Here is a 23,768-nt window from a genome sequence, read left to right on the forward strand (position 1 = left end):
CCCGCGCCGCAGAAAGGGCCCAGAGATAGCGGCCAGGTAGATCTCATAGAATTGCATCGGATTGATCAAATCGTGCATGAGATCGAGCGGCTGCTTTCGCAGAGGGAAACTTCGGGGGCACGCGGAAGATCAAGCACCTATTAGGAGATGCGGGCTGCGTGGAAGCCTGGCCGGCCTTATTCAGAACTTTCTGAAAAAGCCCTCCGGCCCCCTCGAGGGTTGCTTTCCGTTTTGGAAAATCCACGAAATCTGACGCGCTCCTGCGGCGTCGCCGCGAAGACCCGACCGTGGATGCAACGGCGCGCAACGTTTTCCGCTTTAAGGAAGAGGAATCGTGTGGCAGTCGCATTGTTTCAATAAAACACGAAAAAATAGAGCGCTATCATAACCGAGTCTGGAACCGAGTTGACCCGCGACGAGCGGAGTTGAAAAAAGCCCGCGACCGTGAAGCCGCGGGCAAGAGGACTTACAGGAGCCGCTCGATACTGAACACGCCAAGCGACGCCGACCAAATAGGGCAGAAGCGCCTCTAGGCAAGCGTGGCAGGCCAGGCACCGCAAGGACCCAACGATGACCAAAGCTGAGAAGCTAATACGAGGAATAGAATCGTTGCGTGAGACTATCCGGCGCGCGTGGTTAAGATCAGGCTGGCTGCTCTGACGCATGATGACCGACTTGCAATTTGAGAGTATATCGAACGCTGTCTCGCCGATCTGATCGGCGGAGCCCCTACGAGGAACTCCCCCCGGAGGCGCATGGCGAGTTGTGGGTATCGTGCGTCGCGCGGGGCGGCGGGGGCACCCGATGGCGGGGCGCGCTCAGGCGAAGAGCGTCTTTCAAGTGCACGGCATAGCGTCAGAAGCCAAAGCGGTCTCAGATCCCTCGGTCGCCGAATGAAATTTTTTGCAATCATCGTCTTGGCCCGGGGCTTAGCCACCAGAGGGGTTCGTCGATCCATTACGTTGTTGATGGTCAGATGGGATCGTGTTTCGTCCTGGCTCCTATGGCGTTTTGTCTCAGGCCGCAGTTGCGGCCAAAGCCTTTGCCGCCTGCAATTTTCCGCTGGCGCGTAAGAGCAAGGTAGCGTCGACGCTCGACGACTTCTTAATTCTGGCTTCCGCAAAGACGGAGAAGTCGGAACCGGACGAGGCCGACGCGGCTCAAAGGCATCCAGAAGAAGGCCACATGGGTTGGGCCTCTGCTAGCGCCCAGATCGTTCCAGCAATTAAGGGGCGTGAGACGCGTCGAAAGCTTCCAGCTCAGGGTGTTTTCTAGGGCCTGCTATTATGTCCTCACCCTAAGCTTAGCCTAGCTGAAATCTAATCCAGTAGATTCCGAATTTTTCGTATAGAAACAGTCGTTGCTCAATCTGGAATGAAGAGACATCGTCATCCTTGGGAGGAGGAGCTCAATGGCAACGAAACCCGCGGCTGTCCGGACGCGCGGCGTGTTGGGGCGCGAACGGGACAGTCAAAACCGTGTCTCAGACGATCAACTCCAGGAACTCCTTCAGGCATTGCAAGCCTTAAAGGAGGGCGACTTTGCCACTCGGTTACCGGGCCACTGGGATGGAGTGATCGGAAAAATTGCCGATAGCCTCAATGAGGTAAGCGCCACCAACTGCAGGATGGCGGTCGAACTTGAACGGGTCCGCCAAGCCGTGGGGCGTGAGGGGAAGACGCGCCAGCGAGTAAAATTCGCAAATCACGCCGGGGCATGGGGAGGAATGGAGTCGTCCGTTAACGCCCTGATCGACGATCTCCTTTGGCCGACCAACGAAATGACTCGCGTCATAGGCGCCGTGGCGCAGGGGGACCTTCTGCAATCAGTGCAACTGGAGCTTGAGGGACGCCCCCTGATGGGCGAATTCCTGCGTTCCGCGAAGATCGTCAACACCATGATCCGCCAGCTTCGCGAATTCACTTCAGAAGTGACACGGGTCGCGCGCGAGGTCGGAACCGAAGGAAAACTCGGCGGCCAGGCGCAGGTTCGCGAGGTAACGGGCGTATGGAAAGAGCTGACAGAATCTGTGAATTTTATGGCCGACAACCTCACTAGCCAGGTGAGAAATATCGCAGAGGTGACGATCGCCGTGGCTAACGGCGATCTTTCCAAGAAGATCACGGTCGATGTGCGCGGCGAGATCCTGCAGCTCAAAGAAGCCATCAACACAATGGTGGATCAACTTCGCTCATTTGCCTCAGAAGTCACGCGCGTGGCGCGCGAAGTTGGCAGCGATGGCAAACTGGGGGGCCAGGCGATCGTGCCGGGTGTCGCCGGTACTTGGAAAGACCTCACCGATTCGGTGAATGCAATGTGCGGCAATCTGACGGATCAGGTGCGCAACATCGCCCAAGTGACGACCGCGGTCGCCCGAGGCGACCTATCGCGAAAAATCACCGTGGATGTGAAAGGAGAAATCCTCGAGCTCAAGCAGACCATCAATACCATGGTCGACCAGCTGAACTCGTTCGCTTCCGAAGTCACAAGAGTTGCGCGAGAAGTCGGCACCGAAGGAAAGCTTGGCGGTCAAGCGGTCGTCGCCGGGGTCGGCGGCACTTGGAAGGATCTCACTGACAGCGTCAATTTTATGGCTGGCAATTTGACGGCGCAGGTTCGAAACATCGCCGAAGTGTCGACTGCTATCGCTAACGGAAATCTTTCGAAGAAGATCACCGTAAACGTGTCCGGAGAAATTCTGGAGCTCAAAGAAACAATTAACACGATGGTCGACCAATTGAACGCCTTCGCCTCTGAAGTGACGCGTGTGGCGCGCGAAGTCGGGACGGAGGGTCGTTTAGGAGGCCAGGCGCAAGTGATGGGAGTAGCCGGCACATGGAAAGATCTGACGGACTCGGTCAATTCGATGGCCGGAAATCTTACCGCGCAAGTTCGAAATATTGCTGAAGTGACTACCGCGGTTGCGCGCGGAGATTTGAGCCGAAAGATCACCGTCGACGTAAAAGGCGAGATTCTGCAGCTCAAGGAAACCATCAACACGATGGTCGACCAGTTGAACGCTTTTGCGTCTGAAGTGACACGCGTCGCGCGCGAGGTCGGCACGGAGGGCAAGCTCGGCGGACAGGCTCAGGTGCCGGGCGTCGCGGGGACATGGAAGGATCTCACGGACAATGTGAACTTTATGGCCGGCAATTTGACGGCTCAGGTACGAAACATCGCCGAGGTGGCGACCGCGATTGCCGATGGCGATCTTTCGAAAAAAATCACGGTCGACGTGCGCGGCGAAATCCTTTTGCTCAAGGAGACGCTGAACACGATGGTGGATCAGTTAAACGCCTTTGCGGGCGAGGTCACGCGCGTCGCGCGCGAGGTCGGCACGGACGGACGTCTCGGCGGCCAGGCTGTCGTGCCCGGTGTTGGCGGCACGTGGAAGGACCTGACCGAAAATGTAAACCTACTAGCCGCCAACCTGACCACGCAGGTCCGTAATATCGCGGAGGTGACGACTGCGGTCGCTCGCGGAGACCTGAGCCGGAAAATCACCGTTGATGTGAAAGGCGAGATTCTGCAGCTCAAGGAAACCATCAACACGATGGTCGACCAGTTGAACGCCTTCGCGTCAGAAGTAACGCGCGTGGCGCGCGAGGTCGGCACGGAGGGCAAGCTCGGCGGTCAGGCTCAGGTGCCGGGCGTAGCAGGCACATGGAAGGACCTAACGGACACGGTGAACGTAATGGCCGCAAACCTGACCGAGCAGGTGCGCGGAATCGTCAAAGTCGTGACGGCGGTCGCCGAAGGGGATCTCAGTCAAAGTCTTACCGTAAAATCCAAAGGCGAAGTAGCTGCGCTGGCGGACACCATCAATAGTATGACGCGAACTCTCGCGACCTTCGCCGTTCAGGTGACGACAGTGGCGCGTGAGGTCGGCGTTGAGGGCCGGCTTGGTGGCCAGGCAAATGTGCCGGGAGCAGCCGGCACATGGAAGGACCTGACGGGGAATGTGAATCTTCTTGCAGCGAATCTCACGACACAGGTGAGATCAATCGCTGACGTCGCGACTGCGGTGACGAAAGGCGACCTTACACGACTCATCCAAGTCGATGCGCGTGGAGAGGTCGCGGAGCTCAAAGATAATATCAATACGATGATCGACAATCTCAGGCTCACCACGGATCGCAATACCGAACAAGATTGGCTAAAAACCAATCTTGCCAAGTTTACCGCCATGCTACAAGGACAGCGTGATCTGAGCTTGGTGGGTCGCTTATTGCTTTCCGAGCTCGCGCCACTCGTCGGCGCGCAGCAGGGCGTCATCTATCAAATGCACTGCGGCGACGGTCCGCCAATTCTTAGTCTCCTCTCCGCCTACGCCGATGACCGAGAGAGGAGCCACCAGCTCCGCCTTAGTATCGGAGAAGGACTCGTGGGCCAGTGCGCGACTGACAAGCGACGAATCCTGATCAATGACCTACCCGCCGATGTGGCCCCCATACGGTCGGCGTTGTTCAGTTCGGCGCCCCGTAATATCGTCGTGCTCCCGGTGTTGTTCGAAGGACAGGTCAAAGCGGTGATTGAACTCGCAACTGTCGGCAACTTTAGTGAGCTGCAGACAATGTTCCTGGAACAACTCACCGCGTCGATAGGCATAGTTCTCAACTCGATTGAAGCGACGATGCAGACGGAAGCGCTCTTGGGGCAGTCGCAGCAACTCGCCGCCGAGCTTCAGGCCCAGCAGAGTGAACTACAAAAAACCAATGAGCAGCTTGAGCTGAAGGCTCAACAGGTAGCCGAGCGAAACGTTGAGGTCGAGCGAAAGAATGAAGAGCTGGAGCAAGCGCGCCGCGCCCTCGAGGAAAAAGCCGCCGAGTTGGCGCTCACCTCCAGATATAAATCTGAATTTCTGGCGAATATGAGCCATGAGCTCCGCACGCCACTGAATTCGATTCTTATTCTTGGCCAACAGCTCGGTGAGAACCCCCAGGGAAATCTGACCGAGAGGCAGGTAGAATTCGCACGAACGATTCATGGCGCAGGCACTGACCTGTTGAACCTGATTTCCGACATTCTAGATCTATCAAAAATCGAATCTGGCACGGTCACGGTCGAAGCGGAGGAGCTAGACTTCAAGAGTCTTATCGAGCGGGTAGCGCGACCCTTCCGGCACGAGGCTGAGAATCGCGGCTTATCATTCCAGGTAAACGTCAACGCCAACGTTGGCCGCAGCATCGTGACCGATTCCAAGCGGCTTCAGCAAATATTAAAAAACCTTTTGTCGAACGCATTCAAGTTTACTCCGGCGGGCGCTGTTTGGTTCGATGTGCGAGCCGCGACGAAAGGCTGGAGCGCGCAACACCCTTCGCTCTCGCAAGCGCATCTTGTCGTCGCCTTCAGCGTCCGCGATACCGGAATCGGCATACCTCAAGAAAAGCAGCCCATCATCTTCGAGGCGTTCCAACAGGCTGACGCTTCAACGAGTCGTCGATTTGGCGGCACTGGGCTTGGTCTTGCCATTAGCCGGGAGCTTGCCACTCTTTTGGGGGGTGAAATTCACCTGCGGTCAACCCCGGGAGAAGGCTCAACATTCACGCTTTGTTTGCCGATTGCCTATGCTGGTGCGGGCGCGTCGCGATCAGTCGATCCACAGCCCTTGATGCAAATGCCACAAGCGCCGTTTGGCAGCAGTTTCAGCATTGCACCACAAAAGGATGATCGCGAAAATATCACCGAAGACGACGGCGTCTTGCTGATCATAGAGGACGACCCGGATTACCGACGCATCCTCGCCGACCTAGCGCGGGACAAGGGTCTCAAAGTCATTATGGCTGCCACTGGTTCTGAGGCAGTAGCTTTGGCCCGTTCCTTCAAGCCAACGGCGATCTCGCTCGATGTTTATCTGCCCGATCTGTCCGGTTGGACAGTGCTCTCACGACTCAAACAGGATCCTTCATTGCGCCACATTCCGGTGCAGATGCTGACGATAGATCATGACCGTAAGCAAGGGCTGGCGCGCGGGGCCTATAGTTTTATTTCGAAGTCTGTTACAGCAAGCGAGCTAAGTTCGGCTATCGAACGTATTGTCGATTTCTCAAAGCCACGCCAGCGAAGGCTTCTCTTGATCGAGGACAGCGTGGTCGAACAATCAGCGATTCGCGCCCTTCTTGAATACGACGATGTGGAGATCGTCGTGGCCCAATCGGGTCAAGAAGCCTTGCACGCCTTAAGCAGCCAAAACTGGGATTGCGTCGTGCTGGATTTAGGCCTTCCGGACATGTCCGGTTTTGACGTCCTTCAGCAATTAAATGCCGAGAACGCAAGCGCGACCGTTCCGTGCGTGATCTTCACGGGCAAGAAGCTATCGGCTGAAGAAGATGCGCGCCTTCATACGATGGCGCAAAGCATAGTGGTGAAGGATGTTGAGTCGCCCGAGCGTCTGCTCGATGAAACCGCGCTTTTCTTGCATCGGGTGATCGGCGACTTGCCGCCCGAAAAACAAATTATGTTGGAGCGACTCCATAGTTCCGATGAAGACATGTCCGGCCGGACGATTTTGCTGGTTGACGACGATGCTCGGAACCTTTTCGCCCTGTCGAGTTTGCTCGAACGTCGAGGGATTAATGTACTTACAGCTGCCAATGGCGGCGACGCCCTCGACCTGCTTGAGAAACAAAGCTCGATCTCGCTCGTGCTTATGGATATCATGATGCCCGGAATGGACGGCTATCAGACAATCAAGGCAGTGCGCGAGAATCCGCGTTTCGAGCGTCTTCCGATTATTGCGCTAACCGCAAAGGCCATGAACGAAGATCGCGAGAGGTGCCTTGAAGCCGGCGCGTCCGATTATCTCGCCAAACCCGTAAACACTGAGCAGCTCTTGTCTACGCTGCGATTATGGTTCGCCAATGACGGAAGCTGATAGTTTCGCTGATGAAGGCAAAGTCAATATCCTCCTCGTCGATGATCAACCGGCGAAGCTATTGAGCTATGAAATAATCCTGAATGAGCTAGGTCACAATTTGTTGAAGGCGAATTCGGCGACTGAAGCATTTAAATTATTGCTGGAAAATCAGGTCGCCGTCATCTTGGTTGACGTCTGCATGCCGGATCTTGATGGTTTCGAGCTTGCGCAAATGATCAGGGATCATCCGCGCTTCACCGATACTGCTATCATATTCGTATCTGCAATAAACGTAACGGAAATGGACAGCCTGAGAGGCTACGAGCTAGGCGCGGTGGACTATGTTTCGGTACCCGTAGTTCCAAACATATTGCGTGCAAAGGTTCGGGTTTTCGTTGATCTCCACATCAAGACACAAGCGTTGGCTCGCATGAACAGCGAACTTGAACAGCGAGTGGCCGAACGGACAGCGGAGCTGGAAACGGCGATCGCACGTCAAGAGTTGCTAGCTCACGAAGTAGATCATCGGGCACGTAATGCTCTCGCGGTAATTCAATCGATAGTAGCGTTAACGCCAGCCGACGACGGTCTCTATTTTGCTAGTGCAGTAAGAGGCCGTATCCACGCCATGGCCACGGCGCACAACCTGCTTTCAGAGAGCCGCTGGAGTGGCGCCAATTTACTTAATCTCGTGAAGGAAGAACTCGCTCCATACGCTCAAAGCAGCATCAAGATTGCAGGGGAGGCGGTTTCGATCGCGCCATCGATAGCGCAGAGCCTAGCGCTTGTGCTGCACGAGTTGGCGACGAATGCAGCGAAATATGGCGCTCTGAAAGATTCTGAAGGCTCCCTGTCCGTCAGTTGGCAGTTGAGCGACGAGCGCTTGGAACTCAAGTGGCGCGAAGAAGGGAACGCGGATGTCGTCCCCCCATCTCGCGCGGGATTCGGCTCCAAGGTCATCGAAACGAGTATCACGGGACAACTGCAAGGTCAGATCGAGCGCGAGTGGAAGGCGAGTGGTTTGGTATGTTTGATCCGAATTCCGAGCGAGCACTTTCTGGTGTCCGGGCCTAGCAGGGGCGCGTCTGAAGATAAGCGCCGCCGTCAAGGTGACGCCCCACATGTCCGCGGGCGCAGCATTCTCGTGGTGGAAGATGAAGCCATGGTCGCCATGATGACATGTCACGTCATCGAGGATCTCGGCGCCAAGGTGATTGGTCCTTTTGGGCGAGTGGAGGAAGCTCGGAAGGCGCTATCCGAATATCTCGACGCGGCGGTGCTCGATGTAAATCTCGACGGCGAACTCGTGTATGAGCTAGCGGATGAATTAAGAAATCGCGGCAAGCCGATCATCTTCGTCACAGGTTATCATGCCGCCGCGATCGCTCAGGAGTTCGGCGATGTGCCGGTGCTAACAAAGCCGATAGAGCCAGACGAACTTGCCGCGGCGTTGGCGGAACTACTCGTGGAGTAATATCGGGCTTCGGACGGAATTCGGCCGCGTCGCTCGACGACTGGCGCCTCGCCGATTGCGTCTATCGTCTGCGGCGGCTGATGGAGGCGCGCATGGGGAACAGCGGGCACCGCGAGTTCATCCAGGTGCTGCGGCTGATGGAGGACTTCCATCAACATCTCGTCGAACAGGCCATCGCGGAGGCGCTGCGTCTTGGCGCAATCAGTTTTGACGCGGTGAAGATGCTCCTGCTCGCCAAATTGGAGAACCGGCTAGCCTGGCTCGATCTGACATTCTACCCCTATCTGCAGTGGCGACGGTCGGCGCGACAGACCCGCGCGCCTATCTCGGGCTCGTCCCCAACGCAGCCGCTATCGAGCCAAGTGTGCGAGTTTCGGCATGAGCGCCTCGCAGGAGTCGACCTCCCAAATGATCGTCGCGCCGCAGGTGCTGCTGGGCAATCACCTCAAGGCGTTGAAGCTTCCCACCTTCGCGCGAATATGAGAAAGTGGCGCTGGAATCGGCGCAAGATCGCGCCGATTATCCGCGCTATTTGCTGCGCCTGTGCGAACTGGAGCGCATCGATTGCGAGCGGCGCAATGTCGAGCGTCGCATTCGCTTGGCGCGCTTTACGCAGATCAAGAGCCTCGACACATTCGACTTCGCCGCGCAGCCGTCACTCAACAAGCCGCTGGTTCTGGAGCTGGCGCGGTGCGAACGGATAGAGAAGCGACAGAACTGCATCGCGCTGGGTCCATCCGGAACCGGCAAGACTCACCGCGCTCGCCCGTGGGCTCGCCGCTTGCTAAAAGGCCTTCAGCGTCGCTTTCACCTCGGCCGCCGCCCTCGTGCACGAACTCATGGAAGCGCGCGACGAGCGCCGCCTGCGGGCGCTGCAAGGGCATCTCAACACCATCAAATTGCTGATCGTCGAAGAGCTGGGCTACGTGCCGTTCACGGCGGTTGGTTCTGAACTGCTCTTCGAGGTCTTCAGCCAGCGCTATGAACGTGGCGCCACGCTGGTGACCAGCAGTCTGCCATTCGATGAATGGACGTCGGTGTTCGGGTGGAACGGCTCACCGGCGCGCTGCTCGATAGGCTCACCCATCATGTCCACATTCTGGAGATGAACGGCGACAGCTATCGTCTCGCGACAGCCAGATATCCGACGCTAACCGGACGCCGTCTCTGGCGGGAGATCAAGGAACGCGGATATGCCGGCGGCTACACTGCGGTCACCGACCTTCTGCGCGAACTTCGGCCCCCGCGCGCGAAAGGCTTCGAGGAGGCGCCGATCACGAAATCGTCTGATCGCCATCCCGCCAGACTGGGGAATTTTACTTCGGCGCTTCTGGGGAAATCGAAATCGGCATTTACACAGCGTTAACTACAGAACCAAGGGAGAAGCCGACGCAGCCATTTAACCGCCGTTGACAATCGTCTCGCTGGAGGCAAAATTCTTCCAAGGCCTCCTTTCGGCGCACAAGGCGCCGCGTCGATTGAGGGAAGTCACACCTTATGTCGCACACTAACCGTGCAACGCGCGATCCCACACGCGAATTGAATCCATCCCGCTGGTGGATGCGCAGCGCGGCGCTTCGCCGGAAGTCGGAGCGAGCAGCAGGTAGCCGCCGTCTCGATTGCTCTTGCACACGAACAGCTCGGGAATTGGACGCCACTATGTTCAATGTGGTACAAGAGCTACGCTGCTCAACGCTTTGAACCCCTCGAGAATGGCGCTAATCCAGCAACCAGAGCGATACAGTTTGATGCGTCCTAGCCCCAGCTTGTCTCAGGTTCACTTACACGAGCCGTTGTTGGCTGCGCTGGTGGACAATGCCTTGGACGGCATCATCACGATCGACGAAGCTGGAACGATCCTGTCATTTAATCCTGCCGCGGTCGCATTGTTTGGATATGCGGCTGACGAAGTTATCGGGCGAAATATCCGCGTGCTGATGCCCGAGCCATATCGCAGTCGGCATGATGACTACCTGAGCCATTACCTCCGCACCGGCGAAGCCAAGATTATTGGCATCGGTCGGCAGGTCGAAGGACAACGCCGAGACGGGTCGGTCTTTCCCATAGAGCTTGGAGTTGCCGCAGTAGAAGCCGAGGGCGAACGCTACTTTGTCGGATTCATACATGATTTAAGCGAGCGGCGCAGATTTGAAGCTCGAATGCATGATCTGCACGCGGACCGTCTCGACATTATCGAGAATATGACAGTCGGACTCGCCCATGAACTCAAACAGCCGCTCTCGGGGATCAACGCCTATCTCCACATTGCAAGCAGGCTCCTTAAGAAGGGGGATTTAACAGAAATAGAGCAGGTCCTCGACAACGCCTCCAAGCAGGTATTTCGTGTTTCCGAAATAGTAGACAATCTGCGCCAATTTATCGCGCGGGGCGAAACGATCAAAAGCCTCCACCATTTAAACGAAGTCGTCCGAACCTCGTGTGAATTTACCGACTCCATCGCCAAGGAATGCGGCGTCGCGACAGCGGTGAATTTGGATGCGCAAACGGACCAGGTGCTCATCAACAGAATTCAAATCCAGCAGGTCGTCGTCAATCTGAAACGAAATGCGATCGACGCGATGGAAAATTGCGAGAGGCGCGAATTAGTCGTGTCGACGCGACTGATCGACGATAATGAGATTCGGGTCGATGTCGCTGATACTGGTTCAGGCATTTCGGAGGCGATCAAAGCCAAATTGTTCGAAGTGTTTACGACCACGAAGCCCCATGGACTGGGCGTTGGATTGTCTATCTCACGCTCGATTATCAACGCGCATCACGGACGGTTGTGGGTCGAGCCCAATCCTGGCGGCGGTACGATCTTCAGTTTCGTATTGCCGTTGGCGAAACAACATCAAAAGCTCGCGGAAGCCTAACGTGTCTCGAAAGCGACCGAAAGAGCACCACCAGCGTTTGATTGAGGCCGCATAAATGGGTTGGCGAGGCAACACAACAGTGACAAGGACGAAGCGCGCGAGTGCGCAAGCGCCCTCTGTCAGGCACCGTGATCGGGCGGGCATAGCAATTTTGTCATTCTATTGGGTAACGTTTATTTATTTTTGCGTCGCGCTTCTTTTACTCTTGGCTCGCTGCCGAACATCCTCTTTTGCCGCGTCGCGTAGTTCGGCGCGAAACTGATCGCGTTTTTCGTGGACGGAAGCGATAACGTATCCTGCTGGAATGCCCAAACCTACCAGCGCGGCCTCCGAGATTTGAAGACTGGCCTCGACCGTCTCGGGCACGGCATCAGTTACTCCAATTGCGTAGAGGTGCCGTGCGTGTTCGGTATCCCTAGCACGCGCGACGATCAGGACGTCAGCCCTGAGTTTACGGACGCCAAGAACGATCGCGTCTACATTCGAGTGCGAACCGACGGTCACAATGACAGCGGCGGCCTCCATTATTCCACACGCTTTCATAAACGCGGCATGTGTCGCGTCCCCGAAGTACACTTCATGCCCGTTCTTTCGTTCTTCTGTCACCGAGGCTGCATCTCTGTCAGTGGCGATATAAGGAATATTATGTTCCTTCAGGAAGGACGTGACGACCTTGCCGACGCGCCCATGACCGACGACGATTGCATGCTTATGCTGTTCGCGGGGCGCCGCCTTCAGCGTCGCATCAATCTTCTTTGGCGGTTCCATTCGAGAATTAATTTGTCGTGCGGCAGCGGACAATGCCGGAATGAGAACCATCGTAAGCGACGTGACCGCAAGAACGAATGAGGACAGTACAGGATCGATAAGCCCCAAACTTTTCGCCAGTCCTATCGCGACGAAGGCAAACTCCCCGCCGGGGCCAAGCAGGAAACCCGTTTCGATAGCGACGCGCCACGATTGGCCGAATGCCTTCGACAGCGCAATGATGATCGCCGCCTTGAAGGCGATGAGGCCGGATACGAGCGCCAAGATGGTGAGCGGATCGCGTGCGATCTCCCTCACGTCAATGGTCATCCCCACCGTGAAAAAGAAGATACCCAGCAACAGGCCCTTGAACGGCTCGACGATAGCTTCCACGGCCTTACGATATTCAGTTTCGGCCAGAAGTAGGCCCGCGACGAACGCTCCAAGCGCCATGGACAGACCCTCGACGGCGGCCAGCACGCCCGTGCCAATGATGACGAACAGAACCGCCGCCGTAAGTAGTTCAAGAGATTCCATGGATCCAACAAGACGGAAAAGAGGTCGCAGCACTACTCTTCCAACCAGAACGATGAGCGCAATGGCCATCGCCGCATGGGCCAGTGTTATGCCAATGTTCGTCGCAAGCGAACCTTCAGTGTTCGAGCCGATGATCGAAACGAATATAAGTATCGGAATCACCGCCAGGTCCTGCGCCAGCAGGATAGAAAAGCTCGCTCTGCCTGCCCCTGTGGGCAGCTCGCCGTGTGCCGCAAGAATTTCAAGAACGATCGCGGTCGAGGATAACGCGAGGCAGGCTCCAAGGATGACTGCGACTGATGGCGCTTGTCCAGTCCAGGCGATGATGAGGGAAAGCAAACATGATGTGATAACGACCTGCGATCCGCCAAGCCCGAAAACGAGTCGCCGCATTGAAAGCAGCCGATCGTAGGAAAGCTCCAGTCCGATAAGAAACAAAAGAAAAACGACGCCAAGTTCGGCGATACCGCTAACATTTTTTGCATCGACGACGGTGAACCAATAGAGAAACGGCAGCTTGTCGATGAATGAACCTAGCCCGAGGGGACCAAGGAGCGCGCCCGCTCCCAAATAGCCCAGTACCGGGTTCAACCCGAGATAGCGTACCAGGGGAATGACGACGCCGGCAGTCCCTAGAACGACGAGCGCATCGCTATAGACCGGTATGTTGATTGTCGGAGCCAAATTACCTCCAGAGTTGCACGGTGAAGGAGTACGAAACTCCTTAAGCTTCATATACCGCAGTTGGGCCTTCGATCGGCAATCTCAGGGCTCGCGGCCAGAGTCGCGAGCGCTAGACCTTAGCGATGACCAAGCCCTTCGGCTTTCGACCCCCCCGGGGGCCGCAAGCCTGCTTGCAGGAGTCTCGATCGTTGGGCTCCAAGGACGAGCCATGCTGGCATGGCTCCAAGGCAAAACGATCGGTCAGAACCGCACGCGTTTCAGCGAACTCGCCTGCGTCATGCTTAGCATCTCAGCGTAGTCCTAGGCACTCACATTTTTATGGCGCAGCCCATTATCGTCGTTCTAATATGCCACAAACGCCGACGTTGCGTCTCGACCTGCGCTGAACAAAAAATCCCCTTTGATGGCAGGATCGAAGTCTGCGTTCGCCGAGCTAGAATGCAGGCACATTCGGGCTTTCGGATGCGTCAAGGGGGCTTCTATTCTAATGCCTGGCGAGCGAGTTGCGCACTTCAATTCAATCTTGCGCGAGCACATTTCTTCCGCACGGGCTCGCGCGGCAGCGAGCGCCTGCATATGATCGTTACGTCCGTCGGGACTTCCGTAGCCGTTCAGGCCTGCTCGTCAACTTGCCGGCGTCGCTGAAAGCAAAGCCTGCATTGCCAACCCTGTAGCATACATACATGCGATACTTGTCGCGTGTGATCTTCTCGCGGTATCGAGAGTTTGCTTCTCTCTTTGGCGAGACAGATCTGCCGCGTCCTGGAGCTGGGTTATTCCGACCTCGGGCAGGAAGTAATGGTTGTGCATGTCGACACGAAGGCTGTGAGAGGTGCAACATGGGATTTGTCGGTGATTTTATTTTAATGAACGAATTGCGTGCGACGAAGATCGCGTTTGCAAACCTTCCTCCCTATTCACAGCAGATAGCACTTCGGGAATTTCGCCAACTCACATCTAAAAGTGAATCGTGCGACTCGAAAGAGACGCTTTCGGCGAGGGTGTTCGAAGCGGCACTTCGCCGCCAAGAGCTTGGTCATACTGCAAACGCAATACCTGAGTGGGTTGGAGCTTGCTTAGCCGAAAGTCATTTGCTTATGCGGCAAAAGGCCTGGAGCAGCAATTCCAAATGGCAGTCCAAACTCGCTGAGGTTGAAGCGTGGATTGAGCAAGCAACCTCTGGCGTCCCAAAAACTGATGGATGACACGATTGGAAACACATACATTTTCAACGGAATTCTTGCTCCAGCGGGCCTGCGGGGCCGTTCGAGGGCGTCTGAATTGGTGTTATCGGACTTGCTACCTTCCCAAGAGCAATGCCGGCGATTTTGCGGTGACGATGGCGCCGGCGCCGTTGGCGTTTGGGGCGGCGAGAAGATCATCGTTGGTGCCGATGTGGAAGCTGCGGCGCTGACGCGGGTGATCAAGGCGTTGCGGCGATGACCCCGATCTCGCCGGACGCGCGGGTCTGGATCGGCACCGGGCCACACCGACATGCGCAAGGGCTATGCGAGCCTCCGTAGCCTGAGTGCTATGTCCGCGCGAGCATGCCGAATGGCCGGTCCACCGGCGGAGACATAGAAAAAATGAATATTTCGCATAGCCGGCTGCAGTTGGCGGGAGCATGTCCTATTTTCTTCTGGTCCTATATGGGGGCGGTCCTTGCCGTAGAATATAGAAGGAGCGTGGTGTGAATCGCTTAAACTACCAGCACCTCTACTATTTTTGGGTCGTTGCTAAACATGGGGGCATAACTCGCGCATCCGAACGATTGGGGCTCGCACAGCCTACCATCAGCAGTCAACTGTCAACCTTTGAAAGAAATATGGGGTCTCGTCTTTTCCAAAGGGACGGACGCAGGATGTCCCTGACATATGTCGGCGAGCGCCTCTTTCGCTATGCCGACCAAATCTTCAAGCTCGGAGAAGAGATCCATTTGTCGTTGCAAGAGGCACGAGCGCTGAGCGTTAGACGCCTGATTATCGGCGTTGTAGCCTCGCTTCCGAAGTTGGTGGTTTATCGCTTGTTGAGCCCGGCATTCGAGGTGGGTTCTCCGGTGCAAGTGGTCTGTCATGAAGATAAACTCGAACGGCTTATGCCAGAACTCGCATTGCACGACATCGATTTGGTAATTTCGGATGTGCCAGCAACGACCGCGGCCGGCACCCGGGTATACAATCATCTTCTCGGACAATCCCAGATTGCGGTGTTCGGCTCGAAGAAGTTGGGGCCTTCATACTGCGAGAACTTTCCAGTATCCCTGAACGGCGCGCCCCTGCTATTGCAGACAACGAATATCGCGCTCCGGGTATCGCTCGACGAATGGTTCGAGGAACACAACATCCGACCTAATATAGTAGCCGAAATTGAAGACAGCGCGCTGCTAAAAACGTTCGCCGCTGAAGGGGTTGGGCTGGCAATCGCGCCATCGATCCTGGCCAACGCGCTGCAGCGCCAACATGACTTGAATGTCATCGGCGAGCTCGAGGGTCTATCCGAGCAATTCTATGCGATCACAACGCAGAAAAAGTTCAGAAACCCCATGATTTCAGCCATTATCAAAGGGCCGGACCGAACCGACAGCGATTGCGCCACGGAAGATTTGGAGCGTCAGAATGGATATTCCAGACCTTGGCTCATGAAGCTCTTGTCCCTAAGTTACATCTGGCTAAATCTCCCCGAAGCCTGCGAAGCAACCGCCTTGTTGTGCCTCTGACGTCACACGAAAGTTGAACAGCGTGCCGAGTCGGCGACGCGAGGTCGCGGAGGTGCCGCATCTCGAGACGCTGCTCGATATTGGCACGGATACGCAGCCCGGCGTCATCATCGACGACAAGGGCTATTTCAGCAAGGACGATCGCCGCATATGCAAGATCGCTCGGCGATGCGCCCCCGTCCCGTAGGTCAATGAAAAAGACCCCCTTTTTTCTTCGCGCACGCTCTATAAGGCGCGTTCGCGCGCCGAGCAGGGCTTCGGTCGGCTCAAATGAATTCAAAGTGCGTCGCTCTACGCTGCGAGACGGCCGCCTCTCTGTTTGATCAAATTACCTCTCCTTGAGAAATGAAATATATTGCCATTGAGGGGCGTTGGCACCGACTCGCCGATGCTCCTCCCGTTGGCGGAGGGCGTTCTTGTGCTCGCCGACAACATGCTCGGTAAATAGACCGCCCATTCGGCATTCGTCGAAGAGCATCGATGCGATCTTCAACATTGAGCGCGAGATCAGGACTGTCTCGGAAAGGAGCATCTGACCAATTGTCCTCTTGAACCGACCATGCTGTTGCTCATTCGTCAATCTCTGCTTCCCTTGTTCAGGAGACGGATACAGTAAGAGGTAGGCGTCTCGGCCTTGTCAGGAGACGCGCTAGAGATTTGATGTCCCTTCTCGATCGCATTGAGGATATGTGTCTGACATGTCAGAAATTTGCGTTGGCAGGCGGTCTCGACCGGCGGCGGCAACTCTCAGGCTTTGTCCATGCCAAAGAAGAAAGGGATCGTGTCCCTTGGCGTGGTGTAGCTGGTTGGCGTGATCGCCACGTTCGCCGGGAAGCCGGGTTGATCAGGCGGCTACAACGGGCAGCCCGACGATGGGATCATCGCTCAAGGGCGCGATTGTTTCCAGTGTCATGTATCGGCTGCGCTGGACGGCCCATTCGTCATTCTGTTCGAGCAGGATCGCGCCGACGAGGCGGATGATGGCGGCCTCGTTGGGGAAGATGCCGACGACCTCGGTGCGCCGCTTGATTTCGCCGTTCAGCCGTTCGATCGGATTTGTGCTGTGCAGCTTGGCCCGGTGCGCGGCCGGGAAGCTCATATAGGCGAGCACGTCGGTCTCGGCGTCGTCCATGAGGTTCGCAAGTTTCGGCAGCTTGGGCCGCAACTGGTCGGCGACCTTGCGCCGTTGGCCTTTCGCCGCTTCGGCGTCGTCCTGCGCGAAGGCGGTGGCGATGAAGGCGGAGACGACGCGCCGTCCGCTCCTTCCGGCATGAGCGAGCGCATTGCGCATAAAGTGGACGCGGCAGCGCTGCCATGTCGATTGCAGAACCTTGGCGACTGCGGCCTTCAGCCCTTCATGCGCATCGGACACAACGAGCTTGACGCCACGCAGCCCTCTCCGGCGCAGTTTGCGCAAAAACTCGGTCCAGAAGGTCTCGGCCTCCGAAGGGCCGATATCCATGCCGAGCACTTCGCGCCTGCCGTCGTCGTTGACGCCCACCGCGATGATCGTCGCCAGCGAGACGACGCGGCCGTTCTGGCGCGCCTTCACATAGGTCGCGTCGATCCAAAGATAGGGCCAGTCGCCTTCGATCGGCCGCTCGAGGAAGGCCGTCACCCGCTCGTCGATCTCCTCGCACAGCCGGCTCACTTGGCTCTTGGAGACGCCGCTCATGCCCATGGCCTTGACGAGATCGTCGACCGAGCGCGTCGAGACGCCCTGGATATAGGCCTCCTGAATGACGGCGGTCAGCGCCTTCTCGGCCATCCGCCGCGGCTCCAGAAAACCGGGAAAGTAACTGCCCTTGCGCAGCTTGGGGATACGCAGCTCCACGGCGCCGGCGCGCGTTTCCAGGTCCGCTCGCGATAGCCGTTGCGCTGGGCGAGGCGCTCCGCGCTTTTCTCGCCATAGGCGACGCCGGTCAGAGCGCCGACCTCAATCTCCATCAGCCGCTCGGCGGCAAAGCCGATCATCTCGCGCAAAATATCCGCGTCGGGGGCCTTCTCAACAAGCGCGCGCAGGGTCATCATCTCGTCGGTCATCGGCAGTTCCTCGGTTGCGTTGGATGTTTCGCAACCCGATCCTACCGGCGAATCGTCGATGACCACCGCAAGCCGATCGCTCGCTACGGCGCTAGCAAAAGCGCGCGTCGCGAGCGGCTTGCTCCCACTGAGCTACACCATCACTGGGGGCACGACCAAGAAAGGCTTCCGCTGCCGCATATCAGCGCATAAGCGCTGCGACGCACCTAAGAGCTTCGAGGTCTCGCCGGGATTGGTGAACAACTTGTTCCCGGGAGTTCGATTCTGGAAACATTGACAAATCAACACCGAGACCTAGCTCCACGCTATGTTGCCGCTATTAAAGGAAAAATTACTGGAGGTGCTCAAGGCCGTCGCGCCGCTGTTCATTATGGTGTGCGTGCTCCAACTGACGCTGGTCAGCGCGCCAACGACAATTTTCATCGATTTTATCGGGGGATTGGTGTTCATCGTCGCAGGGATGCTGTTTCTTTTCGCCGGCGTGGACTACGGCATCCTACCGATGGGAAAATACATCGGTTCCGCCTTGCCGGAGAAAGGATCCATTGTACTCGTCGTCGCGGTCGCCTTCGCCTTCGGCTTCGCGACGACGGTCGCCGAACCCGATGTGCTCGTCCTCGCCAATCAGGTGAACCGCGTCACGAATGCGATTTCCCGGCAGGCCGTGCTCTATGCGATCGCTTTGGGCGTGGCGGTCTTTACCGCTATCGCAATGTCTCGCATCGTTTTCGGATTTTCGCTGCGCGGCCTGCTGACGGTCACCTATGGGGCTATGATCGTCCTCTCTTTCTTCGCGCCGGCGCAATTCGTCCCCCTCTCTTATGACGCCGGTAGCGTGACCACGGGCGTTTTGACAGCTCCGGTGGTCATTTCCATCGCTATAGGCTTAAGTTCCGTTCTCGCCGGCCGCTCGGCCATCTCCGACGGCTTTGGGCTCCTAGGATTCGCCTCGGTCGGTCCAATCTTCGTCATGATGGTCATAGGGATGTTTCTGCGGTGAAACTAGCTTCGCTGCTCGACGAATTCCGCGTCGTCGCGGAAAGCGTCACCGAGGCGGTGCTGCCGCTCCTCGCGCTCTTCCTTGTCTTCCAGGCGTTATTTCTAAAGCTGCCCCGCCGGAGCGTGTTGGATATTCTAACCGGTACACTCATGGCCGCGGCGGGGCTGCTTCTTTTCCTCGTCGGCGTTGAGATGAGTTTCATGCCCTTCGGCCGCTCAATCGGTGAGGCGATCGGCGCAATGCCGGAAAAGTGGCTGCTTGCGCCAATCGGCTTCTTGCTCGGCTTTGTCACCACCTGGAGCGAGCCGGCGGTGCGTATCTTCGCCGATCAGGTTGAGGAAGCTTCGACCGGCTCGATTTCGGCGCCGACCGTGCTCTATACGGTCAGCATCGGGGTTGCGCTGTCGGTCGCCCTCGGGCTTTTTCGGATTGCCTACGGCATTCCGCTGCTCTTTCTACTTGCGCCTGGCTATGTGCTGGTCATCGTAATCATGTGGCTATGCGAAAAGGACTTCGTGGCGATCGCGGTCGATGCCGGCGGCGTCGCCACGGGCCCGATGGCGAATACGTTTCTTCTGGCGCTTGCGCTCGGTGCGGCAGATTTGGCCAATGGGAATACGATCGTCGAGGGCTTGGGGCTCGTGTCGCTGATTGCGCTCGCGCCCATGGTTTCAGTCATGACATTGGGACTTCTTGTCCGCTGGACCGGACCACGACAGGAGTAGGTACGATGTTATTGAACGCATCACTGATCGTGACCATCGTGCGGAAAGGATGGGGCAACACCGTCCTGGAAGCTTCGGTCAAAGCTGGCGCTCGCGGGGGCACGGTCGTTTATGGACGCGGCATCGGCGTCAACGAACATGAAACAATCTTTGGCATTTCTATCGAACCAGAAAAGGAGATCGTCCTCACCGTCGTCTATACGGATCAAAGCGATGCGATCCTCCAGGAGATCGTCCGCGCGGCCGAGCTGACGAAGCCCAATCACGGGCTCGCTTTCGTCATGCCGCTCGAAAAGGTGGTTGGCGTCCCTCATCTTCACAATGAACCACTCTGTCCAGGAGATCCATCGAAATCTAAAAAGCGTCAATCGTGACCTCGACGCGTTCAATTAAACGCGTGAAAATTGCTTCGGCATCGTCGGCTTCTTGCAGCCACGTTCTACACAGCACACAAAGCCTTAGAGCCGGGTTGGGACGAGGCGTCGATCAAAATTCTGCTTGCAACAAACCGAAGCGCTCGTTGCAACCGAACGCTAGGCTCTGTGGCGAGCGTCTTCCAGCGCCCTGATTTTGTTTCACTGACTTGCGTTACCGGTTAAGCGCTGTCGGCTCCTTTGGTGCGTAGCCATCCGGCGTAGGCCGCCGGCATGGAGTGTTTGGTGCTCTCAACGCTTCAGAAGCGTGGGGTCGTCTTTGTGGATTTTGATCAGGTCGACGAGCGTCTCGATGCCGAAGTTCGTGAACGCCATGAGCTGTTCGTCGCCAAGTCCGTAGACCCAGATCACGCCGTCCTCGGTATCCATTTCCATGGCGACGTCGTGCAGCCAGTCGATGCTCTCGCCGAGATCGGCAGCGACGCGATCGATGGTCATCACACGGTGAACTTTGTTGACGTGCATGGTCAGGCCGCAATCGCCGGGTCTGCCGCTGCTGCTCGGCGCCAGTTCCACGGAAGCAGTTCATCAAGCCGGTGCGCGGGATACCCGGCGATGCGAGCCAGGACGTCGGCCAACCAAGCCTGCGGATCAAGGCCGTTCATTTTCGCCGTCACGATGAGGCCGTACATGGCCGCAGCGCGCTGCCCGCCGCGATCGGATCCGCAGAACAACCACGATTTTCTTCCCAAAGCGATGCCGCGCAGGCCGCGCTCGGCGGCATTGTTGGACATGCACACACGTCCGTCATTAAGGAACAGCGTGAAGGCCGCCCAGCGCTTCAGCATGTACTGGATCGCCTTTGCCAGGTCGTGCCCGCGCGACAACTTGGTCGCCTGCTCTCGCATGTAGACGTGGAGATCGTCGACCAGAGGCCGGCTCGAGGCATGTCGAACCGCAACGCGCTCCTCCGGGCTCTTGCCGTTGATGGAGCGTTCGATTGCAAACAGCGCGTCGATGCGACGAACGACCTCAATCGCGATCGGCGAGAGAGGTATCTCCTTCTTGCCCGAAGCCTTGCGACGCGCGTTCTCCTCAAGATCGGCCATGGCGAAGAACGGTCGGCGAGCGTGCACCCAACACGCGGCCTCGCGAACGGGTCCCGGTTTTCGGTCCGCCAGATAGAGCTTGTTGTAACCGTCGTAGGCGTCGGCCTGCAGGATGCCGGCGTATCCCGCCAGATGGGTTTGTGGATGCTCGCCCTTCCGATCGCGCGAGTAGTAAAACATCGCTGCGGGCGGCCCGGCGCCGCCAAACGGTCTGTCATCGCGAACATAAACCCAGCAGCGCCCAGTGTCGGTCTTGCCCTTCGCCAGCACCGGCACTGTCGTGTCGTCCCCATGCAAACGCTCGGCCGCCATCACATGGGCTTCGATCAAGCGGCGGAGAGGATCGAGCGCCGCGCAGACCGCGCCCACTGCATCGGCCATCGTCGACAGCGCGATCGGCGCGCCTTCCAATGCATAGCGCTCGGCCTGACGATTCAGCGGCTGGTGCTGTCCGAACTTCTCGAACACGATCATCGCCAGCAGGCTCGGGCCCGCCCACGCGCGTGGTATCGGATGGAACGGCGCCGGCGCTTGCGTGATCTTCTCGCAGTCCCGGCAGGTGAACTTCTCCCGCACAGTCTCGATCACTTTCCATTGACGCGGCGTCGTCTCCAGCGTCTGCGTCACATCCTCGCCGAGCTTGCGCAGGCGCGAACCGCCGCAGCAGGCGCAGGTCTTGGGCGTCTCGATCACGACGCGTTCGCGCGGCAGATGCTCCGGGAATGTGTTGCGCTCCGGCCGCTTGCGCTCGAAGCCGGCGACTGTCGTCATTTTGGCGACAGCGCGCTCCGCGGCGAGTTCGTCTTCCGTCGCGCTCGCTTCCAGTTCTTCGAGTTCGAGCGACAATTGATCGAGCAGCCGCGCCGAGCGCTCCGACTTCTGCCCGTGAATCTGACGCTGCAACTTTGCGATCCGCAGCGTCTGCTGCGCGATCAGCGCCGCATCTTCCGACGCCTTCGCCCGCGCGACGGCCAGCTCCGCTTTCAGCACAGCGTTTTCGTCGAAAAGGGCTTTGGCCGCAGCGTCCATGAGCCGAAGTGAATCACAAAACGCGTGATTTGTGGCGCCCCAAAATGCACGCATCGCTACATTTTTTCGCCCCGCCCCGCCCAGATACCCGGCGCAGATTAGCCAGCGCTCTTGGGTCGCCACGTCAGCTGTGGGTTTCTCCAATCTATCCCTTCAAGCATATAGGCCATCTGAGCGGCCGAAATCGACACCGCGCCCGCCGTCGCCGAGGGCCAGATGAACTTTCCGCGGTCGAGCCGCTTGGCATAGAGCGACAGACCGATCCCGTCGTGCCAGAGGATTTTGGCGAGATCGCCGCGGCGTCCGCGGAAAATGTAGAGATCGCCCGCATGAGGGTCGCGTTTCAATTGCTCTTGAACCTGAAGCGCGAGGCCCTGCATGCCGCGCCGCATGTCGGTGTGGCCCGTTGCAATCCATACCCGAACGCCGCTCGGAATCGGGATCATCGCCGCGACAGCGCCTTCAGGACACGCGTGAGCGCCGCCGCCTCGACGTCCGCCCACACGATGATCCGATCGCCTTCAGAAAGCACAATCTCCATTTGGCAGGTCGGCGCGGGGCCGGAATACTCCGCCGCTGTCTCCGGCGTGATCGTCACTGGCAGAATCGGCGCGAGGTCACTCAACCCGGCGGGCTCAACGGCAAGCTGCCGCCGCCAAGTGAAAAGTTGATTAGCGTTGAGATCGTAGCGTCTCGCCACCTCGGCTATCGAGGCGCCTTCCGCAAGGCTCTCGTCGACGACCCGACGCTTCTCATCAAGGGTCCAGGATCGACGCCTGCGCCCGGGCGCCGCTCCACCATCGTCCTTGCCGTCCGACATCCGCGATAGTGTCCACTTGTATTAGAAATGGACACGATCACCGCGCCATTCATGCGCAATCTATCCAAGCGCAGCGCGCTCAGCGCCAGACGGTTCTCGCCGGCTTTCAATTACCCACATCTCCGGAGGGGCTTGCCCGATCTGAATCGGGCGTGATTTTGTCCGTGACGCCGAATCACTGGGGCGTCATGGATGCAGGTTGGATCAGAAACCGGCCAGGCCGGCTGGCAAGATGCCGAGGTGGCCGCGGCGAGTATTCCGGATAAACGTCTGCAACGTCGTTTGCGGCGGTTGTTGGAGCAACTTTCAGCCGCCCCTGGTAAGCCGGTTCCTGCGGCATGTGGCGATTGGGCTGCGACGAAGGCGGCCTATCGATTTTTCGATAATCCCCGCGTCACTGAGCATGGCGTGTTGTCGGGACACTTCGCCGCGACCGCGGCGCGATCCAAGGCTAGCGAAGGTCCAATCCTGATTCTGCAGGACACGACCGAATTCATTTATAGTCGCGAGTCGCCTGGCAAGATTGGCTTCACGAAGACCATCAACGCCGGGCGCTACAAAGCCGGCCAACCCAATACGCGGACATTATGCGGCGTTTTGATGCATTCGAGTCTAGCCGTCACTACCAGCGGGACGCCGCTCGGCTTGGCGGCGGTGAAGTTCTGGACGCGCAGCAAGTTCAAAGGAACGGCCGCGATCAAGCGCCTCGTGAACCAAACGCGCGTACCGATAGAGACGAAGGAAAGCTATCGCTGGCTTGAGAATCTGCGCCAATCCA

Annotated in this window: 17 protein-coding genes and 4 pseudogenes; 14 read left to right on the top strand and 7 right to left on the bottom strand. The window is 57.7% G+C overall.

The window, feature by feature from the left end; translation table 11 throughout:
• The first annotated feature begins 1,411 nt into the window (after positions 1-1,411).
• The 6 genes and pseudogenes from IYY11_RS04890 (at position 1,412) to IYY11_RS04905 (ending at position 11,206) form a co-directional block, all read left to right on the top strand.
• Positions 1,412-6,874, top strand: a complete 5,463-nt coding sequence (locus IYY11_RS04890) for a HAMP domain-containing protein (protein ID WP_124740552.1) — start codon at positions 1,412-1,414, stop codon at positions 6,872-6,874.
• Positions 6,861-8,330: a response regulator gene (locus IYY11_RS04895; protein WP_154454020.1), complete on the top strand. Its 1,470-nt coding sequence runs from the start codon at positions 6,861-6,863 to the stop codon at positions 8,328-8,330. Before IYY11_RS04890 ends, IYY11_RS04895 begins: the two co-directional genes overlap by 14 nt.
• Positions 8,331-8,347: 17 nt before the next feature.
• Positions 8,348-8,712 (top strand): annotated as a pseudogene (locus IYY11_RS22815) (IS21 family transposase); the annotation flags it as partial.
• A 26-nt stretch (positions 8,713-8,738) separates the two neighbouring features.
• Positions 8,739-9,471 (top strand): annotated as a pseudogene (gene istB / locus IYY11_RS04900) (IS21-like element helper ATPase IstB); the annotation flags it as partial.
• A pseudogene (locus IYY11_RS23720) lies at positions 9,466-9,603 on the top strand (IS21 family transposase); the annotation flags it as partial. The pseudogenes istB and IYY11_RS23720, both read left to right, overlap by 6 nt.
• Before the next feature lie 523 nt (positions 9,604-10,126).
• Positions 10,127-11,206, top strand: coding sequence for a nitrogen regulation protein NR(II) (locus IYY11_RS04905; RefSeq protein ID WP_245435139.1), 1,080 nt, complete (start codon positions 10,127-10,129; stop codon positions 11,204-11,206).
• Between the two features lie 177 nt (positions 11,207-11,383).
• Here the strand turns inward: IYY11_RS04905 and IYY11_RS04910 are convergent, their stop codons facing one another.
• Positions 11,384-13,174: a cation:proton antiporter gene (locus IYY11_RS04910; RefSeq protein WP_124740555.1), complete on the bottom strand. Its 1,791-nt coding sequence runs from the start codon at positions 13,172-13,174 to the stop codon at positions 11,384-11,386.
• Between the two features lie 839 nt (positions 13,175-14,013).
• On the opposite strand from IYY11_RS04910, the gene IYY11_RS04915 reads away from it, so the two are divergent.
• The 4 genes from IYY11_RS04915 (at position 14,014) to IYY11_RS23245 (ending at position 16,077) form a co-directional block, all read left to right on the top strand.
• Entirely contained in the window at positions 14,014-14,379 is a 366-nt protein-coding gene (locus IYY11_RS04915) for a hypothetical protein (protein WP_124740557.1), read from the top strand.
• Positions 14,372-14,617: a hypothetical protein gene (locus tag IYY11_RS04920; protein WP_124740558.1), complete on the top strand. Its 246-nt coding sequence runs from the start codon at positions 14,372-14,374 to the stop codon at positions 14,615-14,617. Before IYY11_RS04915 ends, IYY11_RS04920 begins: the two co-directional genes overlap by 8 nt.
• Positions 14,618-14,864: 247 nt before the next feature.
• Positions 14,865-15,890, top strand: coding sequence for a LysR family transcriptional regulator (locus IYY11_RS04925; RefSeq protein WP_124740559.1), 1,026 nt, complete (start codon positions 14,865-14,867; stop codon positions 15,888-15,890).
• Between the two features lie 52 nt (positions 15,891-15,942).
• Positions 15,943-16,077 (top strand): hypothetical protein, encoded by a 135-nt coding sequence (locus IYY11_RS23245; RefSeq protein WP_275548832.1) that lies wholly within the window; start codon positions 15,943-15,945, stop codon positions 16,075-16,077.
• Positions 16,078-16,218: 141 nt separating this feature from the next.
• On the opposite strand, the gene IYY11_RS04930 is transcribed toward IYY11_RS23245, so the two are convergent.
• Positions 16,219-16,470 (bottom strand): hypothetical protein, encoded by a 252-nt coding sequence (locus tag IYY11_RS04930; RefSeq protein WP_154454019.1) that lies wholly within the window; start codon positions 16,468-16,470, stop codon positions 16,219-16,221.
• A 264-nt stretch (positions 16,471-16,734) separates the two neighbouring features.
• Positions 16,735-17,933, bottom strand: a pseudogene (locus IYY11_RS04935) (IS256 family transposase).
• 307 nt (positions 17,934-18,240) lie between these two features.
• Between IYY11_RS04935 and IYY11_RS04940 the strand changes: the two are divergent.
• From IYY11_RS04940 to IYY11_RS04950, 3 genes are read left to right on the top strand one after another with little or no spacing between them, the layout of a single operon-like run.
• Complete coding sequence (locus tag IYY11_RS04940; protein ID WP_124740560.1) at positions 18,241-18,933, top strand: DUF1538 domain-containing protein; 693 nt, start codon at positions 18,241-18,243, stop codon at positions 18,931-18,933.
• Positions 18,930-19,658 carry a DUF1538 domain-containing protein gene (locus IYY11_RS04945; RefSeq protein ID WP_124740561.1) on the top strand — a complete coding sequence of 243 codons (729 nt, stop codon included), beginning with the start codon at positions 18,930-18,932 and terminating at the stop codon, positions 19,656-19,658. The genes IYY11_RS04940 and IYY11_RS04945 overlap by 4 nt, the downstream gene beginning before the upstream one ends.
• Before the next feature lie 5 nt (positions 19,659-19,663).
• Entirely contained in the window at positions 19,664-20,032 is a 369-nt protein-coding gene (locus IYY11_RS04950) for a P-II family nitrogen regulator (protein WP_124740562.1), read from the top strand.
• 291 nt (positions 20,033-20,323) lie between these two features.
• Here the strand turns inward: IYY11_RS04950 and IYY11_RS04955 are convergent, their stop codons facing one another.
• The 4 genes from IYY11_RS04955 to tnpA form a co-directional block, all read right to left on the bottom strand.
• Positions 20,324-20,608 (bottom strand): hypothetical protein, encoded by a 285-nt coding sequence (locus tag IYY11_RS04955; RefSeq protein WP_409455223.1) that lies wholly within the window; start codon positions 20,606-20,608, stop codon positions 20,324-20,326.
• A complete protein-coding gene (tnpC, locus tag IYY11_RS04960; protein ID WP_124740563.1) occupies positions 20,560-22,170 on the bottom strand; it encodes an IS66 family transposase in 1,611 nt (536 codons plus the stop codon). The genes IYY11_RS04955 and tnpC overlap by 49 nt, the downstream gene beginning before the upstream one ends.
• A 98-nt stretch (positions 22,171-22,268) precedes the next feature.
• Positions 22,269-22,616, bottom strand: coding sequence for an IS66 family insertion sequence element accessory protein TnpB (gene tnpB / locus IYY11_RS04965; RefSeq protein WP_124740564.1), 348 nt, complete (start codon positions 22,614-22,616; stop codon positions 22,269-22,271).
• Positions 22,613-22,990 (bottom strand): IS66-like element accessory protein TnpA, encoded by a 378-nt coding sequence (tnpA, locus tag IYY11_RS04970; protein ID WP_124740565.1) that lies wholly within the window; start codon positions 22,988-22,990, stop codon positions 22,613-22,615. Before tnpA ends, tnpB begins: the two co-directional genes overlap by 4 nt.
• 192 nt (positions 22,991-23,182) lie before the next feature.
• On the opposite strand from tnpA, the gene IYY11_RS04975 reads away from it, so the two are divergent.
• On the top strand, positions 23,183-23,768 hold a 586-nt coding region (locus IYY11_RS04975; RefSeq protein ID WP_281431678.1), incomplete at its 3' end, for a transposase DNA-binding-containing protein.

The organism is Methylocystis sp. H62, assembly GCF_015709515.1.
Taxonomy (GTDB): domain Bacteria; phylum Pseudomonadota; class Alphaproteobacteria; order Rhizobiales; family Beijerinckiaceae; genus Methylocystis.